The sequence below is a fragment of the Shewanella sp. A22 genome, from assembly GCF_053850585.1.
The window spans coordinates 1-16,846 of record NZ_JBSQBN010000057.1 but is presented as its reverse complement, the minus strand read 5'-3'; the positions used below and the strand labels follow the sequence as shown (position 1 = coordinate 16,846).

Annotated in this window: 18 protein-coding genes; 10 read left to right on the top strand and 8 right to left on the bottom strand. The window is 40.9% G+C overall.

Features of this window, described 5'->3' with window-relative positions; all coding sequences use genetic code 11:
- The first annotated feature begins 61 nt into the window (after positions 1-61).
- The 7 genes from lptD to ACWXWT_RS11630 all read left to right on the top strand — a co-directional run bounded on the left by lptD (position 62) and on the right by ACWXWT_RS11630 (position 9,052).
- Entirely contained in the window at positions 62-2,362 is a 2,301-nt protein-coding gene (gene lptD, locus ACWXWT_RS11660; protein WP_456041755.1) for an LPS assembly protein LptD, read from the top strand.
- A gap of 144 nt (positions 2,363-2,506) precedes the next feature.
- Positions 2,507-3,811 carry a peptidylprolyl isomerase SurA gene (gene surA, locus ACWXWT_RS11655; RefSeq protein WP_456041754.1) on the top strand — a complete coding sequence of 435 codons (1,305 nt, stop codon included), beginning with the start codon at positions 2,507-2,509 and terminating at the stop codon, positions 3,809-3,811.
- Positions 3,812-3,820: 9 nt separating this feature from the next.
- Positions 3,821-4,804 carry a 4-hydroxythreonine-4-phosphate dehydrogenase PdxA gene (pdxA, locus tag ACWXWT_RS11650; protein WP_456041753.1) on the top strand — a complete coding sequence of 328 codons (984 nt, stop codon included), beginning with the start codon at positions 3,821-3,823 and terminating at the stop codon, positions 4,802-4,804.
- Between the two features lie 9 nt (positions 4,805-4,813).
- A complete protein-coding gene (gene rsmA / locus ACWXWT_RS11645) occupies positions 4,814-5,620 on the top strand; it encodes a 16S rRNA (adenine(1518)-N(6)/adenine(1519)-N(6))-dimethyltransferase RsmA (RefSeq protein ID WP_456041752.1) in 807 nt (268 codons plus the stop codon).
- Positions 5,621-5,669: 49 nt separating this feature from the next.
- A complete protein-coding gene (gene apaG, locus ACWXWT_RS11640; RefSeq protein ID WP_456041751.1) occupies positions 5,670-6,050 on the top strand; it encodes a Co2+/Mg2+ efflux protein ApaG in 381 nt (126 codons plus the stop codon).
- Between the two features lie 3 nt (positions 6,051-6,053).
- On the top strand, positions 6,054-6,884 hold the full coding sequence (locus ACWXWT_RS11635) for a symmetrical bis(5'-nucleosyl)-tetraphosphatase (RefSeq protein WP_456041750.1): 831 nt from the start codon (positions 6,054-6,056) through the stop codon (positions 6,882-6,884).
- Positions 6,885-7,030: 146 nt separating this feature from the next.
- Positions 7,031-9,052, top strand: coding sequence for a HAMP domain-containing methyl-accepting chemotaxis protein (locus tag ACWXWT_RS11630; protein ID WP_456041749.1), 2,022 nt, complete (start codon positions 7,031-7,033; stop codon positions 9,050-9,052).
- Between the two features lie 176 nt (positions 9,053-9,228).
- Here the strand turns inward: ACWXWT_RS11630 and ACWXWT_RS11625 are convergent, their stop codons facing one another.
- From ACWXWT_RS11625 to rplU, 7 genes are all read right to left on the bottom strand, one after another.
- Positions 9,229-9,615 (bottom strand): DUF3718 domain-containing protein, encoded by a 387-nt coding sequence (locus ACWXWT_RS11625; protein ID WP_456041748.1) that lies wholly within the window; start codon positions 9,613-9,615, stop codon positions 9,229-9,231.
- A gap of 95 nt (positions 9,616-9,710) precedes the next feature.
- The gene (gene folA / locus ACWXWT_RS11620) at positions 9,711-10,193 is read right to left on the bottom strand and encodes a type 3 dihydrofolate reductase (RefSeq protein ID WP_456041747.1); all 483 of its coding nucleotides are present in this window, start codon (positions 10,191-10,193) and stop codon (positions 9,711-9,713) included.
- Positions 10,194-10,212: 19 nt separating this feature from the next.
- Complete coding sequence (locus ACWXWT_RS11615; RefSeq protein WP_456041746.1) at positions 10,213-10,683, bottom strand: threonine/serine exporter family protein; 471 nt, start codon at positions 10,681-10,683, stop codon at positions 10,213-10,215.
- Entirely contained in the window at positions 10,683-11,441 is a 759-nt protein-coding gene (locus ACWXWT_RS11610; RefSeq protein WP_456041745.1) for a threonine/serine exporter family protein, read from the bottom strand. The genes ACWXWT_RS11615 and ACWXWT_RS11610 overlap by 1 nt, the downstream gene beginning before the upstream one ends.
- Positions 11,442-11,461: 20 nt before the next feature.
- Entirely contained in the window at positions 11,462-12,628 is a 1,167-nt protein-coding gene (gene cgtA, locus ACWXWT_RS11605; protein WP_456041744.1) for an Obg family GTPase CgtA, read from the bottom strand.
- A 200-nt stretch (positions 12,629-12,828) separates the two neighbouring features.
- Complete coding sequence (gene rpmA, locus ACWXWT_RS11600; protein WP_011621691.1) at positions 12,829-13,083, bottom strand: 50S ribosomal protein L27; 255 nt, start codon at positions 13,081-13,083, stop codon at positions 12,829-12,831.
- A gap of 16 nt (positions 13,084-13,099) precedes the next feature.
- Positions 13,100-13,411 carry a 50S ribosomal protein L21 gene (gene rplU, locus ACWXWT_RS11595; RefSeq protein ID WP_456041743.1) on the bottom strand — a complete coding sequence of 104 codons (312 nt, stop codon included), beginning with the start codon at positions 13,409-13,411 and terminating at the stop codon, positions 13,100-13,102.
- 403 nt (positions 13,412-13,814) lie between these two features.
- Between rplU and ispB the strand changes: the two genes are divergently transcribed.
- Positions 13,815-14,786 carry an octaprenyl diphosphate synthase gene (ispB, locus tag ACWXWT_RS11590; RefSeq protein WP_456041742.1) on the top strand — a complete coding sequence of 324 codons (972 nt, stop codon included), beginning with the start codon at positions 13,815-13,817 and terminating at the stop codon, positions 14,784-14,786.
- 82 nt (positions 14,787-14,868) lie between these two features.
- Here ispB and ung read toward each other — a convergent pair whose 3' ends face one another.
- A complete protein-coding gene (ung, locus tag ACWXWT_RS11585; protein ID WP_456041741.1) occupies positions 14,869-15,531 on the bottom strand; it encodes a uracil-DNA glycosylase in 663 nt (220 codons plus the stop codon).
- Between the two features lie 92 nt (positions 15,532-15,623).
- Here ung and ACWXWT_RS11580 point away from each other — a divergent pair, with 92 nt between their 5' ends.
- Positions 15,624-16,184 (top strand): type II secretion system protein, encoded by a 561-nt coding sequence (locus tag ACWXWT_RS11580; RefSeq protein ID WP_456041740.1) that lies wholly within the window; start codon positions 15,624-15,626, stop codon positions 16,182-16,184.
- Positions 16,185-16,255: 71 nt separating this feature from the next.
- Complete coding sequence (locus tag ACWXWT_RS11575; protein ID WP_456041739.1) at positions 16,256-16,579, top strand: DUF3144 domain-containing protein; 324 nt, start codon at positions 16,256-16,258, stop codon at positions 16,577-16,579.
- The last annotated feature ends 267 nt before the right edge of the window (positions 16,580-16,846 follow it).

Sequence of the window (16,846 nt, the reverse complement as noted above, 5' to 3'; positions counted from 1 at the left end):
CTGAGTATCTTTTTCTCTCCAAAACTTTTCCGGAATCAGAATTCATAAATTATTGACAACAATGCAGATCCGTTATTTTCTGGCACTAAGCCTACTCCCAAATATCGTGTTGGCTGATGAGCCTCCAACGACCGAAGCACCTGCGTTGCAATGTGTTATTGCTCCGCCCGTCTCGCGTTCATTCGAGGACCGAGCAGCATTAACTGGTATTTCTGATGATCAAATTGTAATCATTAGTGATTATTCCACTGTTTCTTATAATAATCAGGCTGAATTTTCAGGCGATGTTAGCTTTAGTCAGGGGATGCGACATATTGCCGCCGACAACGCTGTGTTGGATCAAAAGCAGCAACGTTTAAACGCAGATGGAAATCTCATATTTAAAGATGAATTATTTACCGTCACCGCTGATTCATTAGAAGCACAAATGAGCAACAATAATGCCACACTAAAAGGGACTCAATATTGGTTGCATGGGCAACAAGTTCATGGTGATGCGCAAAAGTTACAAATTACCTCAGACAATAATTTGTTAATGACCAAAACCAATTTCACCACTTGCCCTGTTGGTGATGAATCATGGTTGCTCGAAGCTGACATGATTAAAATCGACAGCAAAGAAGAATGGGGTGAGATCTGGAATGCTAAATTGCGAATTGCCAATATTCCGGTGCTGTATATCCCGTATATGACGGTGCCAGTGTCAGACAAACGTAAATCGGGTTTTCTATTTCCGAGTTTTAGCACTAGCACCACTAACGGAGTGGAAGTAAGTACGCCGTATTATTGGAATATCGCCCCTGAATATGATTTAACTTTCACTCCAGATTATATGTCATCTCGAGGTTTATACACCAAAACTGAATTTAGGTATTTAGCCGGCGAACGTCAAAATGGTCAGCTCAATTTTGAATATTTAGACAGTGATAATAAACTCACTAATAATGCCGATCGTTATCTGTACCATTGGAGCCATCAAGGCGCGGTGGATAAAAACTGGCGCGTTAGAGCTAACTACACAGACGTGTCAGACAATAATTACTTTAATGATTTAAATTCAGACGTTAACCGTTCTACCGATAACCAACTGTCGCGGATAGGCGAAGCCAGCTACTTTGAGCGTAATTGGGACTTCAATATGCGCGTACAAGATATTAAAGTACTTGGTGAGGATGAAAAACCTTATCAAGTCATGCCACAACTTAACTTTAACTATCGTGCAGCGGATGTATTAAATACTATCGACTTTAATTTTAATTCCGAACTCACCAACTTTCGTCATCAAGATAACGAGTTAAATACCGCAACACGCTTACATTTGGTGCCCAGTTTAATTTGGCCAATACAGGGCCCTGCTGGCTCATTAACCAGTGAAGTAAAGCTATTACAAACGCAATATTGGCAAAATAACGTCGATGAGAATTCAACTCTTGAAGACTCTGTCAGTCGGACAATTCCGCAAGCCCGTATACATGGCCAAATAAACTTTGAGCGTGCCAGTCAACTATTTGATGAACAGTATCGCCAAACACTTGAGCCACAAGTTCAATATTTGTATGTCGGCTACGAAGACCAATCAAATATTGGTGTTTACGATACAGCCCAATTACAAGACGACTATTATGGTTTGTTCCGCGATCGTCGCTATTCAGGCTTAGATCGCGTTGCCGATGCAAATCAATTCACATTAGGTTTTACCACTCGTTTATTCGATGAAACAAACCACGAAAAACTTAAATTTAGTGTCGGACAAATTATCTATTTTGAAGACTCTAAAGTCATCTTTGAAGATACTAACAAAGAATCAACCCAGTCCACGTCGGTATTAGCAGCAGAGCTTGACGCACAAATTTACAACGATTGGTTTGTGAGTGGCTCTGTACAGCACGATACTGAAAAAGGTAAAAACAAGAAAAACGAAGTCACATTGGATTATCGACCAAGCAATGATAAATTATTGCAGTTAAGCTACCGCTACGTGCCTGACTTATTGAATACCAATACAAATGACCGTGTGAGTATTTCACAGGCTGGCGTACGGACATCTTGGCCGATTAGTGACAATGTATATTTTGTTGGCAATTGGTACTACGACCTAAATCAGTCGCGTAATATAGAAACCTACACCGGCGTGCAATACGAATCATGTTGCTGGGCATTGCGCCTAAGCTACCATTACCGTATAAAAACCAACTACGACGACGATCTGTCTGAAACCTTTGACGGACGAGAAGAGTTTGAACGAGGATTTTACCTGAACTTTGTTATTAAAGGGCTCGGAGGCTCAGGTCCATTAGGCGTCAATGACATGTTAAATGAAGGCTTATTTAACTATCGCAAACCACTTTACTTGAGGAATTAACACTCTTTTGTGGTAGATTGCTGAACCTAGCGATAATCTCATAGTCCAATAGCAACAACCATGTTGTTAAGTAAAATGTAATAACCCTATTCGGCGATATATCGCCTGTTTATATTGAATTGAATGTGCCAAAGGATTTAGTGGATGAAACACAGTAAAAAAATAATTTTTGCATTATTAGCACTGGCAATAAGCCACACTAGCTTTGCCGCGCCAGTGCCATTAGATCGCGTATCAGTACAAATTAATGATGGTATCATTCTAGAAAGTGAAATCGCCAACATGGTTACCACTGTTAGGGCTAATGCTAAGGCCGCTAACCAAACTCTGCCATCTGATGAAGCCTTGCGCACTCAGGTCATTGAACGCCTCATTTTAACCCATTTACAAATGCAAATGGCTGAGCGTATCGGCTTACAGATTGGTGATTTACAATTAGATCAAACGATTGAAAATATTGCAAAAGAACAAAATATGACGGTTGCTCAAATGCAACAGTCAATTGAAAGTGAAGGAACGAGCTTTAGTCAATATCGCGAACAATTGCGTCAGGAAATCACTCTAGGTGAAATTCAGCGTATTCAAGTGCAACGCCGAATTCAAGTTTCACCTCAAGAAATCAATGGGTTAGTTAAATTGATTCAAGAGCAAGGTTTAAAAGATGTTGAGTTTCAAATTGGTCATATTCTGATTGAAGTACCAAGTAACCCAACGAGTGAACAGCTTGAGAATGCTAGCCGTCGTGCAGAAATCGTGCTTAAGCGCTTAAAAGATGGTGATGATTTCCGCAGTACAGCTATCGCATCGTCATCTGGACCTAAAGCACTGGAAGGCGGCATATGGGACTTTATGAACATTAATGAAATGCCTACCTTGTTTGCAGAAGTCGTAAGTAGCGCAAAAAAAGGAGACATACTTGGTCCTATTAAGTCAGGCTCTGGTTTTCATATCATTAAAGTCGTTGACACTCGTGGCTTACAAACAAAAGAAGTTGATGAGGTCAAATCACGTCATATCCTCTTAAAACCATCTCCAATTTTATCGGAAGATCGTGCTAAAGCGATGCTAACTAACTTCTTAGTTCAAATTCGTGCTGGCGAAGCTGACTTTGCTAAACTCGCCACCCAATACTCAGAAGATCCAGGATCAGCTGCAAAAGGTGGTGAATTAGGCTGGGCAGATCCTGGTATGTATGTGCCTGAGTTTTCGCAAACCCTTGCAAGCCTTCAAGAAGGTCAAATCAGCGAGCCGTTCCGTTCAACTCACGGCTGGCATATTGTCCAACTTGAATCGCGTCGTAAAACCGATGCAACTGAACAATTTAACAGTAACCGTGCTCATCAGTTAATCTTCCGTCGTAAGTTTAATGAAGAGCTACAAAACTGGTTAGACGAAATGCGTGCAGAAGCGTATATCCAAATCGTTGAGCCAGAAAGCAGACGAGGTTAAGCAAAATTAATGACTAAACGTATTGCCATCACCCCAGGTGAACCAGCAAGTATTGGTCCAGACTTAGTCATCAAACTCGCTCAACAGGCATGGCCTGTTGAGTTAGTTGTTTGTGCCGATCCCAATTTGCTCATGTCACGAGCTAAAATGCTTGGATTACCTCTACAACTTAGGCCTTATCAGCCGTCGCAGCCGCCAAAGCCACAAGCAGTAGGAACATTAACTATTGCGCCTTTTACATTAGCCGAAGAAGTTCAATGCGGTGTATTGAATGAGGCTAACAGTGCTTATGTCGTCGAAACATTACGCTATGCCGGCGAGAAAAATATGTCGAATGAATTCGACGCCGTCGTAACTGGCCCTGTACATAAAGGTATTATTAACCAAGCGGGCATTCCGTTTAGTGGTCATACTGAGTTTTTTGCTCTACAAGCCAATTGCGCAGATGTTGTCATGATGCTGGCAGCTCCTGGTTTACAAGTGGCACTAATGACCACTCACATTCCTTTAGCGTATGTTGCTAAGGCCATTACCCGCGACAGACTGCATCACATTATTAGTATTTTACACCGTGAGTTGGTGAGTAAATTTGGTTTGGGTTCACCCAAGATTTATGTGTGTGGGCTTAATCCGCATGCTGGAGAAGACGGTCATTTAGGCCGAGAAGAAATTGATATCATCATACCTGCGCTCAACGAATTACGAGAACAAGGCATGGATATTGTTGGCCCATTGCCAGCAGATACCTTATTCCAGCCAAAATATCTTGAACAAGCTGACGTGGTATTAGCCATGTATCATGACCAAGGATTACCTGTACTTAAATCATTAGGGTTTGGTAAATCGGTCAATATCACCTTAGGTTTACCTTATATCCGCACTTCAGTCGATCACGGTACCGCGCTAGAATTAGCCGGCAGTGGTAAAGCGGATTGCGGCAGTTTTACCTGTGCATTAAACAAGGCCATCGAATTGGCCTCTAAAAGTAAGTAACCCATTTTAATGAGTAATAAAGTACATTTAGGCCACACGGCCAGAAAGCGTTTTGGACAAAACTTCTTAACCGATGAAGGCGTAATTAGCCGTATTGTTGGGGCCATTTCACCGGATAATGATCATGTCATGGTCGAAATTGGACCCGGCCTTGGTGCATTAACAGAGCCCGTTGCAGATTCAATTGATAATTTAACCGTTGTTGAATTAGACCGCGACTTGGTTGAACGTTTACAACAACACCCAATACTAAAAGACAAATTAACCATTCACCAAGGTGATGCTTTACAATTTGATTTTAGCCAATTGCAACAGCCTGGCAAAAAAATGAAAGTGTTTGGAAACCTTCCTTACAATATTTCAACGCCATTGATGTTTCATTTGTTTGAGTTTGCAGAACAAATAGAAACTATGCACTTTATGTTGCAAAAAGAAGTTGTTTTGCGTTTATCGGCAAGCCCTGGCACTAAAGCTTACGGCCGGTTAACCGTTATGGCACAATATTTTTGTCAAGTGGTGCCCGTATTAGAAGTACCACCAACAAGCTTTACTCCAGCCCCAAAAGTGGATTCTGCGGTAGTAAGATTGTTACCTTACGAAGTCAAACCTTGGCCGTGCCAAAATGTCGATGTATTAAGACACTTGGTCACGACAGCATTTAATATGCGCCGTAAAACCTTGCGAAATAATTTGAAGGCATTAATATCAGACGACGAATTTGCAATACTGCAAATAGATTCGAGTCTGCGGCCAGAACAAATTAGCGTTTCGCAATATGTGGCTATGGCTAATATGCTGTGTGACAAAAAAGATTAATTACAAGGGCATGCTATATTGAGCATGCCCTTTCGCTTTAGGACGTAAAATGAGCCTGGATAAATCGCCTATTAAAATTAAAATCGACACTCAATATTTAGAACAGCAATCTGATGTTGCCGAGAGTAAATATCTTTTTAGCTATACCATTACTATCATCAACCTAGGTGATACAAAAGTGACCCTCAAAGACCGACATTGGATAATTACTGATGCCAATGGCGAACAAAGTGAAGTGAAAGGGCCAGGAGTCGTTGGCGAAACACCGACAATAGATCCAAATACAGCTTACCAATATACCAGTGGCACTATGATGGAAACACCTGTGGGCTTTATGCAAGGGTTTTACGGAATGGAAGACCACAAAGGCAAACGGTTTTTAGCCACTATTCCTCCCTTCCGTCTTGCTGTGCCAGGGATACTTCAATAACTTATGGCGCACTATTTTGTTGGCGATGTTCAAGGCTGTTACTCAGAATTGCAACGACTATTGCAAAAAGTGGCCTTTAATCCATCGAAAGATCAACTTTGGGCTGTAGGCGACCTCATTGCTCGAGGAACAGAATCACTTGCAACACTCCGCTTTTTTCAATCATTACAAGATTCAGCAAAAGTGGTTCTGGGCAATCATGATCTACACCTATTGGCTTTACACGGAAAGTTAAAACGAGCCCACCCGCAAGACCATCTTGAGGAATTACTCAACGCCCCCGATATCGATAACTTGGTCAATTGGATCCGCCAACAACCACTCGTTAGAACCTTGCCCGAACACAATATCATCATGACCCACGCTGGTGTCCCTCCCCAATGGGATATATCAACCCTTGAATATGAAGCACAGCAAGTTAGCCAAGCATTACTGCAAGATGATTATTTAACAGCATTAATCGCTAAAATGTATACAGAGCAAGCCGAGCCATGGTCAGCAACATTAAAGGGTATTGCGAGACTTCGTTATTGTATCAACGCATTAACTCGAATGAGATTTTTGCACCTCGATGGTAGTCTCGATTTTAAATGTAAATTCCCCCCGAGCAAACAGCAATCTGCTACATTACGCCCATGGTTTGAATTTCCATCGCAAACAGCAACACACAACACACTCGTATTCGGACATTGGGCCGCACTCATGGGCCACACAAATGATGCACGTTTTCTTGCATTAGACACAGGTTGTTGCTGGGGAGAACATTTAACATTGTGGCATCTTGAGAAAAATGAATATATCACCCAAAAAAAGCTTAATTTAACCTTAAACTAAAGTACCATTTAGCCGATAGTTAACTGTACAATTTATTACACTTACCTGAAAAACATTTGCCCTATATTAAATGCTGTATAGTAATATGTGATGGCAACAAGATAATAAAAAAATCAGGATCAAAATAAAAATACCCGGAGTACTGTATGAAAATTAATGTAGCGACCAGAGTCATTGGCGGTTTTACCGTAGTGACGCTGTTACTGATGATCCTCGGTGGTGTCACTCTTCTGAGTAATAACAGCATTAAAGATGGGACCACAATTCTTAAAACGGTGAGTTTACCCGCGCTAGAATCAACAAGTATTCTAAGCGAAAATTTGAGCACTCAACAAAATGAATCTTTGTTGGCTTATTACAGTTCCCGTTCGTCAAAAATACCTGCTATCACAAAGAAGCTAACCGAACTAGACAATGCGTTTGAGCAGGAATTGAATCGTTTAGCTAGTCTAGTCAAATCACAACAGCAACTGACAGCGCCTCTCAGCGAACTCACCAAAAATTATCGAGTCTACGAAAAAAGCGCTGCGAGCATGCTAAATGAACGTGAAAGTTCATTAAAACAACAAGAGCAATTACTGAGCTTACGCAGTAATTTTGAAAACGCAGCAGATGATGCATCGTCAATTTTACTTGATATCATTGACCTTGAAACCAGTGAAGATGCAACAGAGCAAAGCCTCGCGGCATCTGCAAGTTTAGTTGACACAACGTTTATCAACATGATTACCACCATTTATGATCTTGTTGGATCAACAGAACAAAGTAAGTATGACCTCATCATCAAAGAGCTGAATTACATGATGAGCGAAGTCAAAGCAAAGCTTAACTACATTAATCGTCAAGGCGAAGGCGTTGTAAGCAGTTCAACACTTGAAGATCTCGCAGCAGAATCAGCTAAAGTATTGGCGTTTCTTGATGGTAGCAACTCCATTCAAACATTAAAGCAGAAACAACTACAGCATGAATTTGCGGCTGAAAAACAGCTAGCATCGACGCAAAGTGCTGCTAAAGACGTTAATAAAAGAATGACAGTATTAGCCAAATCAATCGATAAGTTTGCAGGCGAAATCAGCTCTGCAGCTATCGACATTATCGATTCGGCAGCCATAAAAACCTTATTAGTGGTATTAACGGCCATTGTCGTCGCTATTATTGTCAGTATCGCAGTGGTTAAACCATTAACCAAGTCACTTGAAAAAGTTAACCGAGCATTGAACGTGCTAGCTTCGGGTGATTTGACCCATAAATTAGATGATAGCGGCCACGACGAATTTGCTGAATTAGCCAAAAACTGTAACAGTCTAGTCGATAGCTTGCGTAGCCTGATCATTGGTATTGTTGACCGCTCAAACCAGTTAGCTGCGGCAGCCGAAGAAACCTCAGCAATTACTTCGCAAACAACCATTGGGATTCAAGAGCAAAAGAGCCAAGTTGACCAAGTTGCTGCGGCAACCACAGAATTGAGCTCAAGTGCGCAACAAGTATCAATGAGTGCAGACCAAGCACTGAATGAAATCAAACAAGCGGACCAAGAAACACAACACATGCGTACTCTTGCAGAAGAGAGCAAAAATACAATTATTGCTCTTGCAGAAGAAGTCGCTAAAGCTGGTATTGTTATTAACAAAGTACATTCTGATAGTGCATCAATTGGTTCTATTTTAGACGTTATCCGTGGGATTGCTGACCAAACAAACTTGCTTGCCCTTAACGCCGCTATTGAAGCAGCTAGGGCGGGTGAACAAGGACGAGGTTTTGCCGTTGTTGCAGATGAAGTGCGTAATTTGGCATCACGTACTCAGCATTCAACCAGTGAAATTCAACAAATGATTGAAGTATTACAACTCGGCACACAAGAAGCTGTAGCAGTAATGGAATTAGGCCGTACACAAGCAGATAGCTGTGTTGAAAAAAATGAGCAATCAAACTTAGCCTTGGAAACAATTAGCCAGTCGGTTCATAAAGCCTATGATTCTGGTAACCATATTGCTAATGCTGCCCAAGAGCAGAATATTGTTAGCCAACAAGTTTCAGAAAAACTAGAGCATATAGCATCAATTTCTGAAGAAACCTCAACCGGAGCGGATCAAACCGCGCAATCAAGCCACCAAGTGGCTATGCTTGCAGAAGAGCTACAAGCATCTGTACGCGAGTTCAAGGTTTAGTTAATACATTGATGTAAGGATTATCAAAAAGGCCCTCACAGGGCCTTTTTTGCCCCTATCTTATACTAAGTATCGATCAGATTATTAATATAAAAAAATGCCGATAATTTCTTATCGGCATTTCTATTTCAGTTTATGGTACTGACTGCTTTATTTATTGAACAATAGACTTAGCTTTACAACCCAAGACGATCTTTAATGGCAGCGGTAATAACGCTAGCATCGTGACCATTGGCAGAAGCCCAATCTAAAATAGTTTTGCCATCAGCTTCAGGTGCAGCAAGATCAGATGTAGGCAAACGTTTCGCGATAAACTCACCGACGTCAGCAGCATTCGACTTGTAGGCAGTACGCAATAAACTGCTGCCATCACAAGAAATACCAGTGTAGATATTACGTAACTTAACTCGACTCTCTTTCATTTTTTTACGTAAACGGCTTTTATCGTCTGATTTTACATAATCACAAATATTTGCAACTAATTGTTCTGTATCGGCAATAGCAGGGGCTGACACAAAAGATGCTGCAATCAGGGCTGCAATAGCTACAGGCAATAGACGCATCTGACACTCCTTTAATCTTTATAATTGTAGGCAATGAACTCAATTTCTGTTCAAAATAACTGGTTCATTTTATTTCAGGGTTAAACGCGACTAATTTAACACTTTTTAACGAGTGTGTTAAAGCTATATTGCAATCCGTTGTCGTTTGTTGCAGTTTCTGAATTCTGTAAAACCCAAGAGCCATCATCCCAATCGGGAAAGAAAGTGTCACCATCAGTGTCTAAATCAATCATAGTTAGGTATAAAACGTCGGCTTTAGGTAATAATTGAGCATAAAGTTGCCCACCGCCTATAATAACTAACTCTTCACACTCACCCGCTGCAGCGATTGCATCTTCATAATTTGTTACACAAGTTACGCCTTCAGGGCTAAACTCTGTATTACGACTTATCACTATATTGAGTCTTCCAGGTAGTGGCCGCCCAATTGATTCAAATGTTTTCCGCCCCATCACAATAGGTTTAGACAAGGTAATAGCTTTAAAGTGGCGTAAATCTTCAGGCAAATGCCATGGCATTTTATTATCTTTCCCTATGACTCTGTTATTGGCCATTGCGGCAATCATTGCAATACGCATTAAAGCTAACTCCTTATGATTAAATAATCGGTCTAGTGCGGTAATAAAGTAAGCTAGGTAGCGCTAGCCCAACGGCAAGGGCGCCTAAAATAAACACCGTTTTCAGCCCATTTAAGATAACTTGTGCAGTAAGTTCAGGGCTAACTTGGCTTTGAGCTGTTAACTGAATTAATGCAATAACAGTATTAAATGCATAAGTTCCTGGGACCATAGGAATAATGGCTGCTACAGCGTACATTAAAGGTGGTGCTAAATGACGTTTAGCAAATTGAATAGTTATCACCCCAACAATAGCTGCTGCAACAAAGGTAGCCCATTCAACAGGCATTGAAAAATGTAATAAAAAGGTTCTTGAACTATGACCGATGGCTCCTGCGATGGCACAATAAACTAAATAGCGTCGTGGAACATTAAAGACCATGGCAAAACCAACTGCAGGAATAGCAGAAAAAAAGGCATCATGAAGTAACACATTAAGAAAGGACAACATTAGAAAATTCCGCCCATTTGCATCGCAATCGTAATACCAATAACCGACGCCAAGGTTAATAAGGTAGCATGACCCCAACGGGAAATCCCCACATTCATATGGCCTTTAACCATATCTGAAATTGCATTAATTAACGGAAATCCAGGGACGAGCATCAGCACACTTGCGGCCATTGCAGCTTGAGGAGTATTGGTCATCGGCCACATATAACTAATTTGGGCTACGGCTGTAATCACAAATGCAGTCAATGAGAAATTAACGAGTAAATTGAAATGCCGAGAGGCAAGAAACAAACGTACCATCATACCAATCGATGAGGCAAAAAAGGTAATAATGCAGGCGATTAGGTCACCATCAAATAAATGACAAAAACTAGCACATGACAACCCTATCATTGGGACTAAAGCTATTGCTGGATAAGCTTTAGGTTTAATGTGTGCAAGACGTCGCCTAACTTCATTAGCACCATAAATGCCCTTTTCTGCCAGTATACAAATTCGTTGAAGCTCACAAATCACCATCATATTAATGCCATGAGCACGAATACGCCGGGTAGTGGTAATACATCGACCATGCACCAAGCTTGTTAATACTAATGCATTCGATGAAATAGATAATTCAACGCTGGCAAGTCCTAGCGCTTTACCTAAACGCTGGCTGATCTCTTCAACGAGATCAGACTCAGCACCATAAGCCAACAGTAGCTGCGCACTGCGCACTACAAGGCGGGTAATATCATTTTGGCTATCTGCGTACACGATATTCTCAAATGAGCAAATTAACGTTGATAGATAACTTCTACATCATAATCATCATCATCGAAATCATCGTCAAAATCATCATCATAATCTTCATTCGCGTTTTCATCTGCGCCACTATGATAATTATCCCATTTAAACTCGACATCAGCGTCTGGGGTCACTTCTTCGACAATGGCAGGTAAAGCTCTTATATAATCAAGCATCTTTATGCTTAACTCTTCAGTACCATTTCGATTAAAAGCTGACATAGTATATACATCACCCTGCCAATCGAGCTCTTTAACAATATGATCTATTTTCTCTTGCAGCTCATCTTCCAGTAACAAATCAGTTTTGTTAAATACTAACCAACGAGGCTTCGCCGCTAACTTAGGTGAATATTTTTCTAATTCGCCCACGATAGCACGTGCAGAATGCACAGGGTCAGAACCATCAATAGGTAGAATATCAATAATATGCAGTAACATACGGCAACGTTCTAAATGCTTTAAGAAACGGATACCAAGACCTGCACCATCTGCGGCACCTTCAATCAAACCAGGAATGTCTGCGATAACAAAACTCTGCCCAGGACGCGGGTTAACCACACCAAGATTAGGAACTAATGTGGTAAAAGGATAATCAGCAACTTTAGGTGTTGCACGCGATACTGCACGGATAAAGGTTGATTTCCCTGCATTTGGCATGCCTAACAAGCCGACATCAGCAAGCAACAACAGCTCTAGCTTGATTGAGCGTACTTCACCGGGGGTGCCTAAGGTCTTTTGACGTGGAGCACGGTTAGTACTGCTTTTAAAGCGAGTATTACCTAAACCGTGAAAACCACCTTTAGCCACAAGAAGCTTCTGTCCATGCGCAGTCAAATCACCAAGAGATTCTTCGGTTTCTTGATCGATGGCTCGAGTGCCTACAGGTACTTGAAGGATTAAATCGCTGCCACCATGACCAGTACAATCACGACCGCGGCCATTCGAGCCACGTTCAGCCATATGAAAACGAGTAAAACGGTAATCAATTAGTGTATTGAGGTTTTCATTAGCTTGCAGATATACACTGCCACCATCGCCACCATCACCACCATCTGGACCACCATCTGGGACATATTTCTCACGTCTAAAACTCACGCAACCGCTTCCGCCGTCACCTGCTTCTACACGAATATTCGCTTCATCAACAAACTTCATACTGACTCCTGACGCCACTTAATCTGTAATTATAACCCCAAATTAATGGGATTTGCAGGAAAGCGCTGAAGATAGCATTCATCACGATATCGCCTACTGCATATAAACAAAATCATTAAACTATCAACTTTAGTTTAATGATATAAAAAACACAAAAGCCCCACCATAGGCAGGGCTTTCGAGATCTAGCTTATAAAGAATTAAGCTTCGATGCTAATAAACTTACGGTTATTAGGACCTTTAACTTCAAACTTTACTTTACCGTCTGTTAATGCAAATAAAGTGTGGTCACGACCTACACCTACATTTACACCAGCGTGGAATTTAGTACCACGTTGACGAACGATAATATTACCAGCTAGAACTGATTCACCGCCAAAGCGTTTAACACCAAGACGTTTACTTTCTGAATCGCGGCCGTTACGAGTAGAACCGCCAGCTTTTTTATGTGCCATGAGTTAGACTCCTAAATTATGCGTTAATCGCAGTGATTTTAACTTCAGTGAACCACTGACGGTGGCCCATTTTCTTGTCGTGATGCTTACGACGACGGAACTTGACGATAGTTACCTTTTCGCCACGACCGTGTCCAACAACTTCAGCTACGACTTTACCGCCAGTAACTAAAGGAGCACCAACATGCACTGTTTCACCATCAGCGATCAATAAAACTTGATCGAATTCTACGGTTTCACCAGTAGCAACTTCTAATTTCTCTAAACGAACTGTATGACCTTCAGCAACACGATGTTGCTTTCCGCCACTTTGAAAAACAGCGTACATAGCTATTTCACTCCAAATGACTAACACGCTAACTCATATTATTGACGAGACTAGGTGCTAAAAAACTTTTAATGACAATGGGCGCGGATTCTACGCGAAGAATCGTAATCCGGCAAGCCCTAATTCACAATCAAATAAAAAAGACCTTATTACTGCACACTATTCATTAATAGCTAATGTGCCAGCATCAAAATTTAGTTAACATGTTTTCGCTCAATTATGCTTAAATTTTATAGGTAAATTGATAGGAATTAAACAGTTTTTCGCAAAATCAGGGGTATTTAAGCTCAATTATACAAATACATACTTTGAAAAATAGCGCAGATATCCTGTAAGATATGCGCTCTAATTCGATATACTAATTAAGGGTGCGAACCCTGTCGCCCAACAACCAGAGACTATTATGGATTTAAACGCCATTCGTCAACTGGCTGACACTGATATGCAAGCAGTCAATCAGCTGATATATAAACAACTTGAGTCAGATGTAGCCCTAATTAACCAATTAGGTTTTTACATTATCAATGGCGGTGGTAAACGTTTACGTCCGTTATTATCAGTTTTAGCCGCCCGGACCGTTGACTATAAAGGCGAGCAGCACCTTAAACTCGCAGCCATTATTGAATTTATCCATACAGCATCGTTATTACACGACGATGTGGTTGATGAGTCAACGCTGCGAAGAGGCCGCGAAACTGCCAATGCATTGTTTGGTAATAGTGCCAGCGTTCTCGTAGGTGACTTTTTATACACTCGCTCATTTCAAATGATGACCGACCTCGATAACATGAAGGTGCTCCAAGTTCTTGCTCATACCACCAACGTGCTCGCTGAAGGTGAAGTACTGCAGCTAATGAACTGTAATGATCCCGATACCACAGAAGCAAACTATATGCGGGTCATTTACTGCAAAACTGCAAAATTGTTTGAAGCGGCAACTCAGTTAGCCGGCGTATTAGCCAATGTGAGCCCAGAGCAAGAACAAGCATTAGCTGATTACGGTAAATATCTCGGCACAGCCTTTCAACTCACTGACGATTTACTGGATTACACAGCTAACGCTGACGAACTAGGCAAAAACATTGGTGATGACCTTGCCGAAGGTAAACCCACCTTACCGTTAATTTATGCAATGGAAAATGGGTCGGACAAAGCTAAAAAACTCATAAGAGAAGCGATCGAACAAAGTGATGGCACTAAAGCAATTGATGAGATTTTAGTTGCTTTAGATGAATCTGGTGCATTGGTTTATACGCAAGAAAAAGCGCAAGCCGAGTCACAAAAAGCCATTGACGCACTTAATGTCTTTCCTGATAGTGACTACAAACAAGCATTAATTTCATTGGCTCACTTATCCGTTAATCGCAATAACTAAACATCTAACGATCATATTCAGTTGCTAATGATGACCCACCAATAAAAGCGGTATGAATATTATATTCATACCGCTTTTATTATCAAATTTGCCAATTTATCGGTACTGAACCTTGTTCAATTAACAATTTATTTATGCTTGAAAAATGACCGCAGCCCAAAAATCCACGATAAGCTGATAACGGCGATGGATGTGGACCGTTCAATACATAATGATGAGATGCTGTGATCAAACGGCCCTTTTTAATGGCATGATTACCCCAACAAACGAATATAATCGGCGACGATTGCTGATTTAACCGTTCTAACGCATTATCAGTAAACGCTTCCCATCCAGCTTTTGCATGCGAATGTGCCTTCCCCTGCTCAACGGTCAATACGGTATTTAATAACAAAACCCCTTGTTTTGCCCAAGAAGTCAAGTTGCCACTGTTGGGAAAAACAAAGCCGTCTATATCATTTTGCAGCTCTTTATAAATGTTAACTAATGATGGCGGTGGCTTAATGCCGTTTTTAACCGAAAAAGACAGTCCGTGGGCTTGCTTAGGTCCATGATATGGATCTTGCCCTATGATCACCACTTTGACTTTATCTAGCGGTGTTAGCGTAAATGCATTAAACACTTCATCTTCAGGCGGATATATCGTTTTATGTTCATTACGTTGTTGTGTAATAAACGACTGTAACCGCTGGTAGTAAGTTTGACGCTGTTGCTGTTGAATAAACGCTTGCCAATCTTTGGTCATATTCATCCTTTCATTAAGCACTGTGTACTCAAAAATTAACCCACTGATATCAATTTAGTTTATTATAGGAGCTTCGTTAATACACATAAAACATGATAAGTATGATGTCACTAAGTAACCACAAAAACACAAATGAGTTTGGATTTACTCTAATAGAATTAGTGGTGGTCATTATTATTCTAGGGATACTTGCCGTGGTGGCATTACCTAAATTTTTAGATTTAGGCCAAGATGCCAAAATCGCCACAGTAAAAGCTACTGGCGGTGCATTTTCTTCAGCGATAACGTTAGCTCATGTAAAATGGGCTGCGATGGGATACACAGGTCCAGCAGATAATTTAGCTATTTTCAACCAAACCGGAACTGATGGCGAACTGGATATGAACCAGTGGGGTTATCCGGCACAAAATTATCAGCCTTATGAAGCGTTCCCAAGACTCGATAATATTTATGACTGTTTCTCCGTCTGGATGACAATTCTACAGGATCCCCCAAGTGTTTCTGATAGTGTAGATAAAGAAATCTCTGATTATAAAATTGAGTATATAAGCCCAGACCAATGCCGCTATCACAGCAATTCACTGACATTAACCTCTATATATTATGATTCACGTAACGGCCAAGTCTTGATAGATTCAGATCCCAATAGCTAATTTTTTACCTGATATTTACATTCAAAAACGGTACACTCAATGGAAAATTACTAACCAATTAAGTGGATCCGATGTCTGAACCCAAAACAGAATTAACAATGTATCAAATAGCTGACCAATTTATTGCCTTAGCAAATCAACTAAGCCAACAAGAAAATGATATCGGTAAAGTGGGCACAGCAATGAGATTTGCTTCAGCCCGTTTTAACGCATTCGAGGCAGCCATAAAATCAGCGGATCTTGCCACAGAAAAAGATCATGCATTAGCTTGGTTTTCAGATGAATTCAAAGCCATGTTAAAAGAAAACTTAGAAGATCATATCGCTAACCCACCAGTTCCTGCACCATCAAAAGAGCAAGAGAGCGACGACAGTGTACAAATGTTTAAAGGCTAAAAGCTGCCAGTAAGCAACGAATAATCTGCTGATTATTCCTACCAGACCACTGTTAGGAATTATTGGTTTAGCCCTGCTTCGATTAAAAACTCCCTATCGCCTTCTTTGTTTCTAACAACGTTCCCGAGAGACTATATGTAATACCAATCCCATTAAATATCTGGTCAGTTCAGAGTCTCTCAGGTTTTTCAATTCAAGGCACATTGATGTAGAAATGGTTGTTGCCTTTTAAATCGATGTAACACAGAAGTGGAATACCTGAGAGAC

Bases quoted from the DNA above. Each gene is read 5' to 3' on its own strand.
- cgtA (WP_456041744.1), bottom strand. From the start codon at position 12,628: ATGAAGTTTGTTGATGAAGCGAATATTCGTGTAGAAGCAGGTGACGGC.
- rplU (WP_456041743.1), bottom strand. From the start codon at position 13,411: ATGTACGCTGTTTTTCAAAGTGGCGGAAAGCAACATCGTGTTGCTGAA.
- rsmA (WP_456041752.1), top strand. From the start codon at position 4,814: ATGAGTAATAAAGTACATTTAGGCCACACGGCCAGAAAGCGTTTTGGA.
- apaG (WP_456041751.1), top strand. From the start codon at position 5,670: ATGAGCCTGGATAAATCGCCTATTAAAATTAAAATCGACACTCAATAT.
- ACWXWT_RS11575 (WP_456041739.1), top strand. From the start codon at position 16,256: ATGTCTGAACCCAAAACAGAATTAACAATGTATCAAATAGCTGACCAA.
- ACWXWT_RS11635 (WP_456041750.1), top strand. From the start codon at position 6,054: ATGGCGCACTATTTTGTTGGCGATGTTCAAGGCTGTTACTCAGAATTG.
- ACWXWT_RS11625 (WP_456041748.1), bottom strand. From the start codon at position 9,615: ATGCGTCTATTGCCTGTAGCTATTGCAGCCCTGATTGCAGCATCTTTT.
- ispB (WP_456041742.1), top strand. From the start codon at position 13,815: ATGGATTTAAACGCCATTCGTCAACTGGCTGACACTGATATGCAAGCA.
- folA (WP_456041747.1), bottom strand. From the start codon at position 10,193: ATGCGTATTGCAATGATTGCCGCAATGGCCAATAACAGAGTCATAGGG.
- pdxA (WP_456041753.1), top strand. From the start codon at position 3,821: ATGACTAAACGTATTGCCATCACCCCAGGTGAACCAGCAAGTATTGGT.
- lptD (WP_456041755.1), top strand. From the start codon at position 62: ATGCAGATCCGTTATTTTCTGGCACTAAGCCTACTCCCAAATATCGTG.
- ACWXWT_RS11630 (WP_456041749.1), top strand. From the start codon at position 7,031: ATGAAAATTAATGTAGCGACCAGAGTCATTGGCGGTTTTACCGTAGTG.
- ACWXWT_RS11615 (WP_456041746.1), bottom strand. From the start codon at position 10,683: ATGTTGTCCTTTCTTAATGTGTTACTTCATGATGCCTTTTTTTCTGCT.
- rpmA (WP_011621691.1), bottom strand. From the start codon at position 13,083: ATGGCACATAAAAAAGCTGGCGGTTCTACTCGTAACGGCCGCGATTCA.
- ung (WP_456041741.1), bottom strand. From the start codon at position 15,531: ATGACCAAAGATTGGCAAGCGTTTATTCAACAGCAACAGCGTCAAACT.
- ACWXWT_RS11580 (WP_456041740.1), top strand. From the start codon at position 15,624: ATGATAAGTATGATGTCACTAAGTAACCACAAAAACACAAATGAGTTT.
- surA (WP_456041754.1), top strand. From the start codon at position 2,507: ATGAAACACAGTAAAAAAATAATTTTTGCATTATTAGCACTGGCAATA.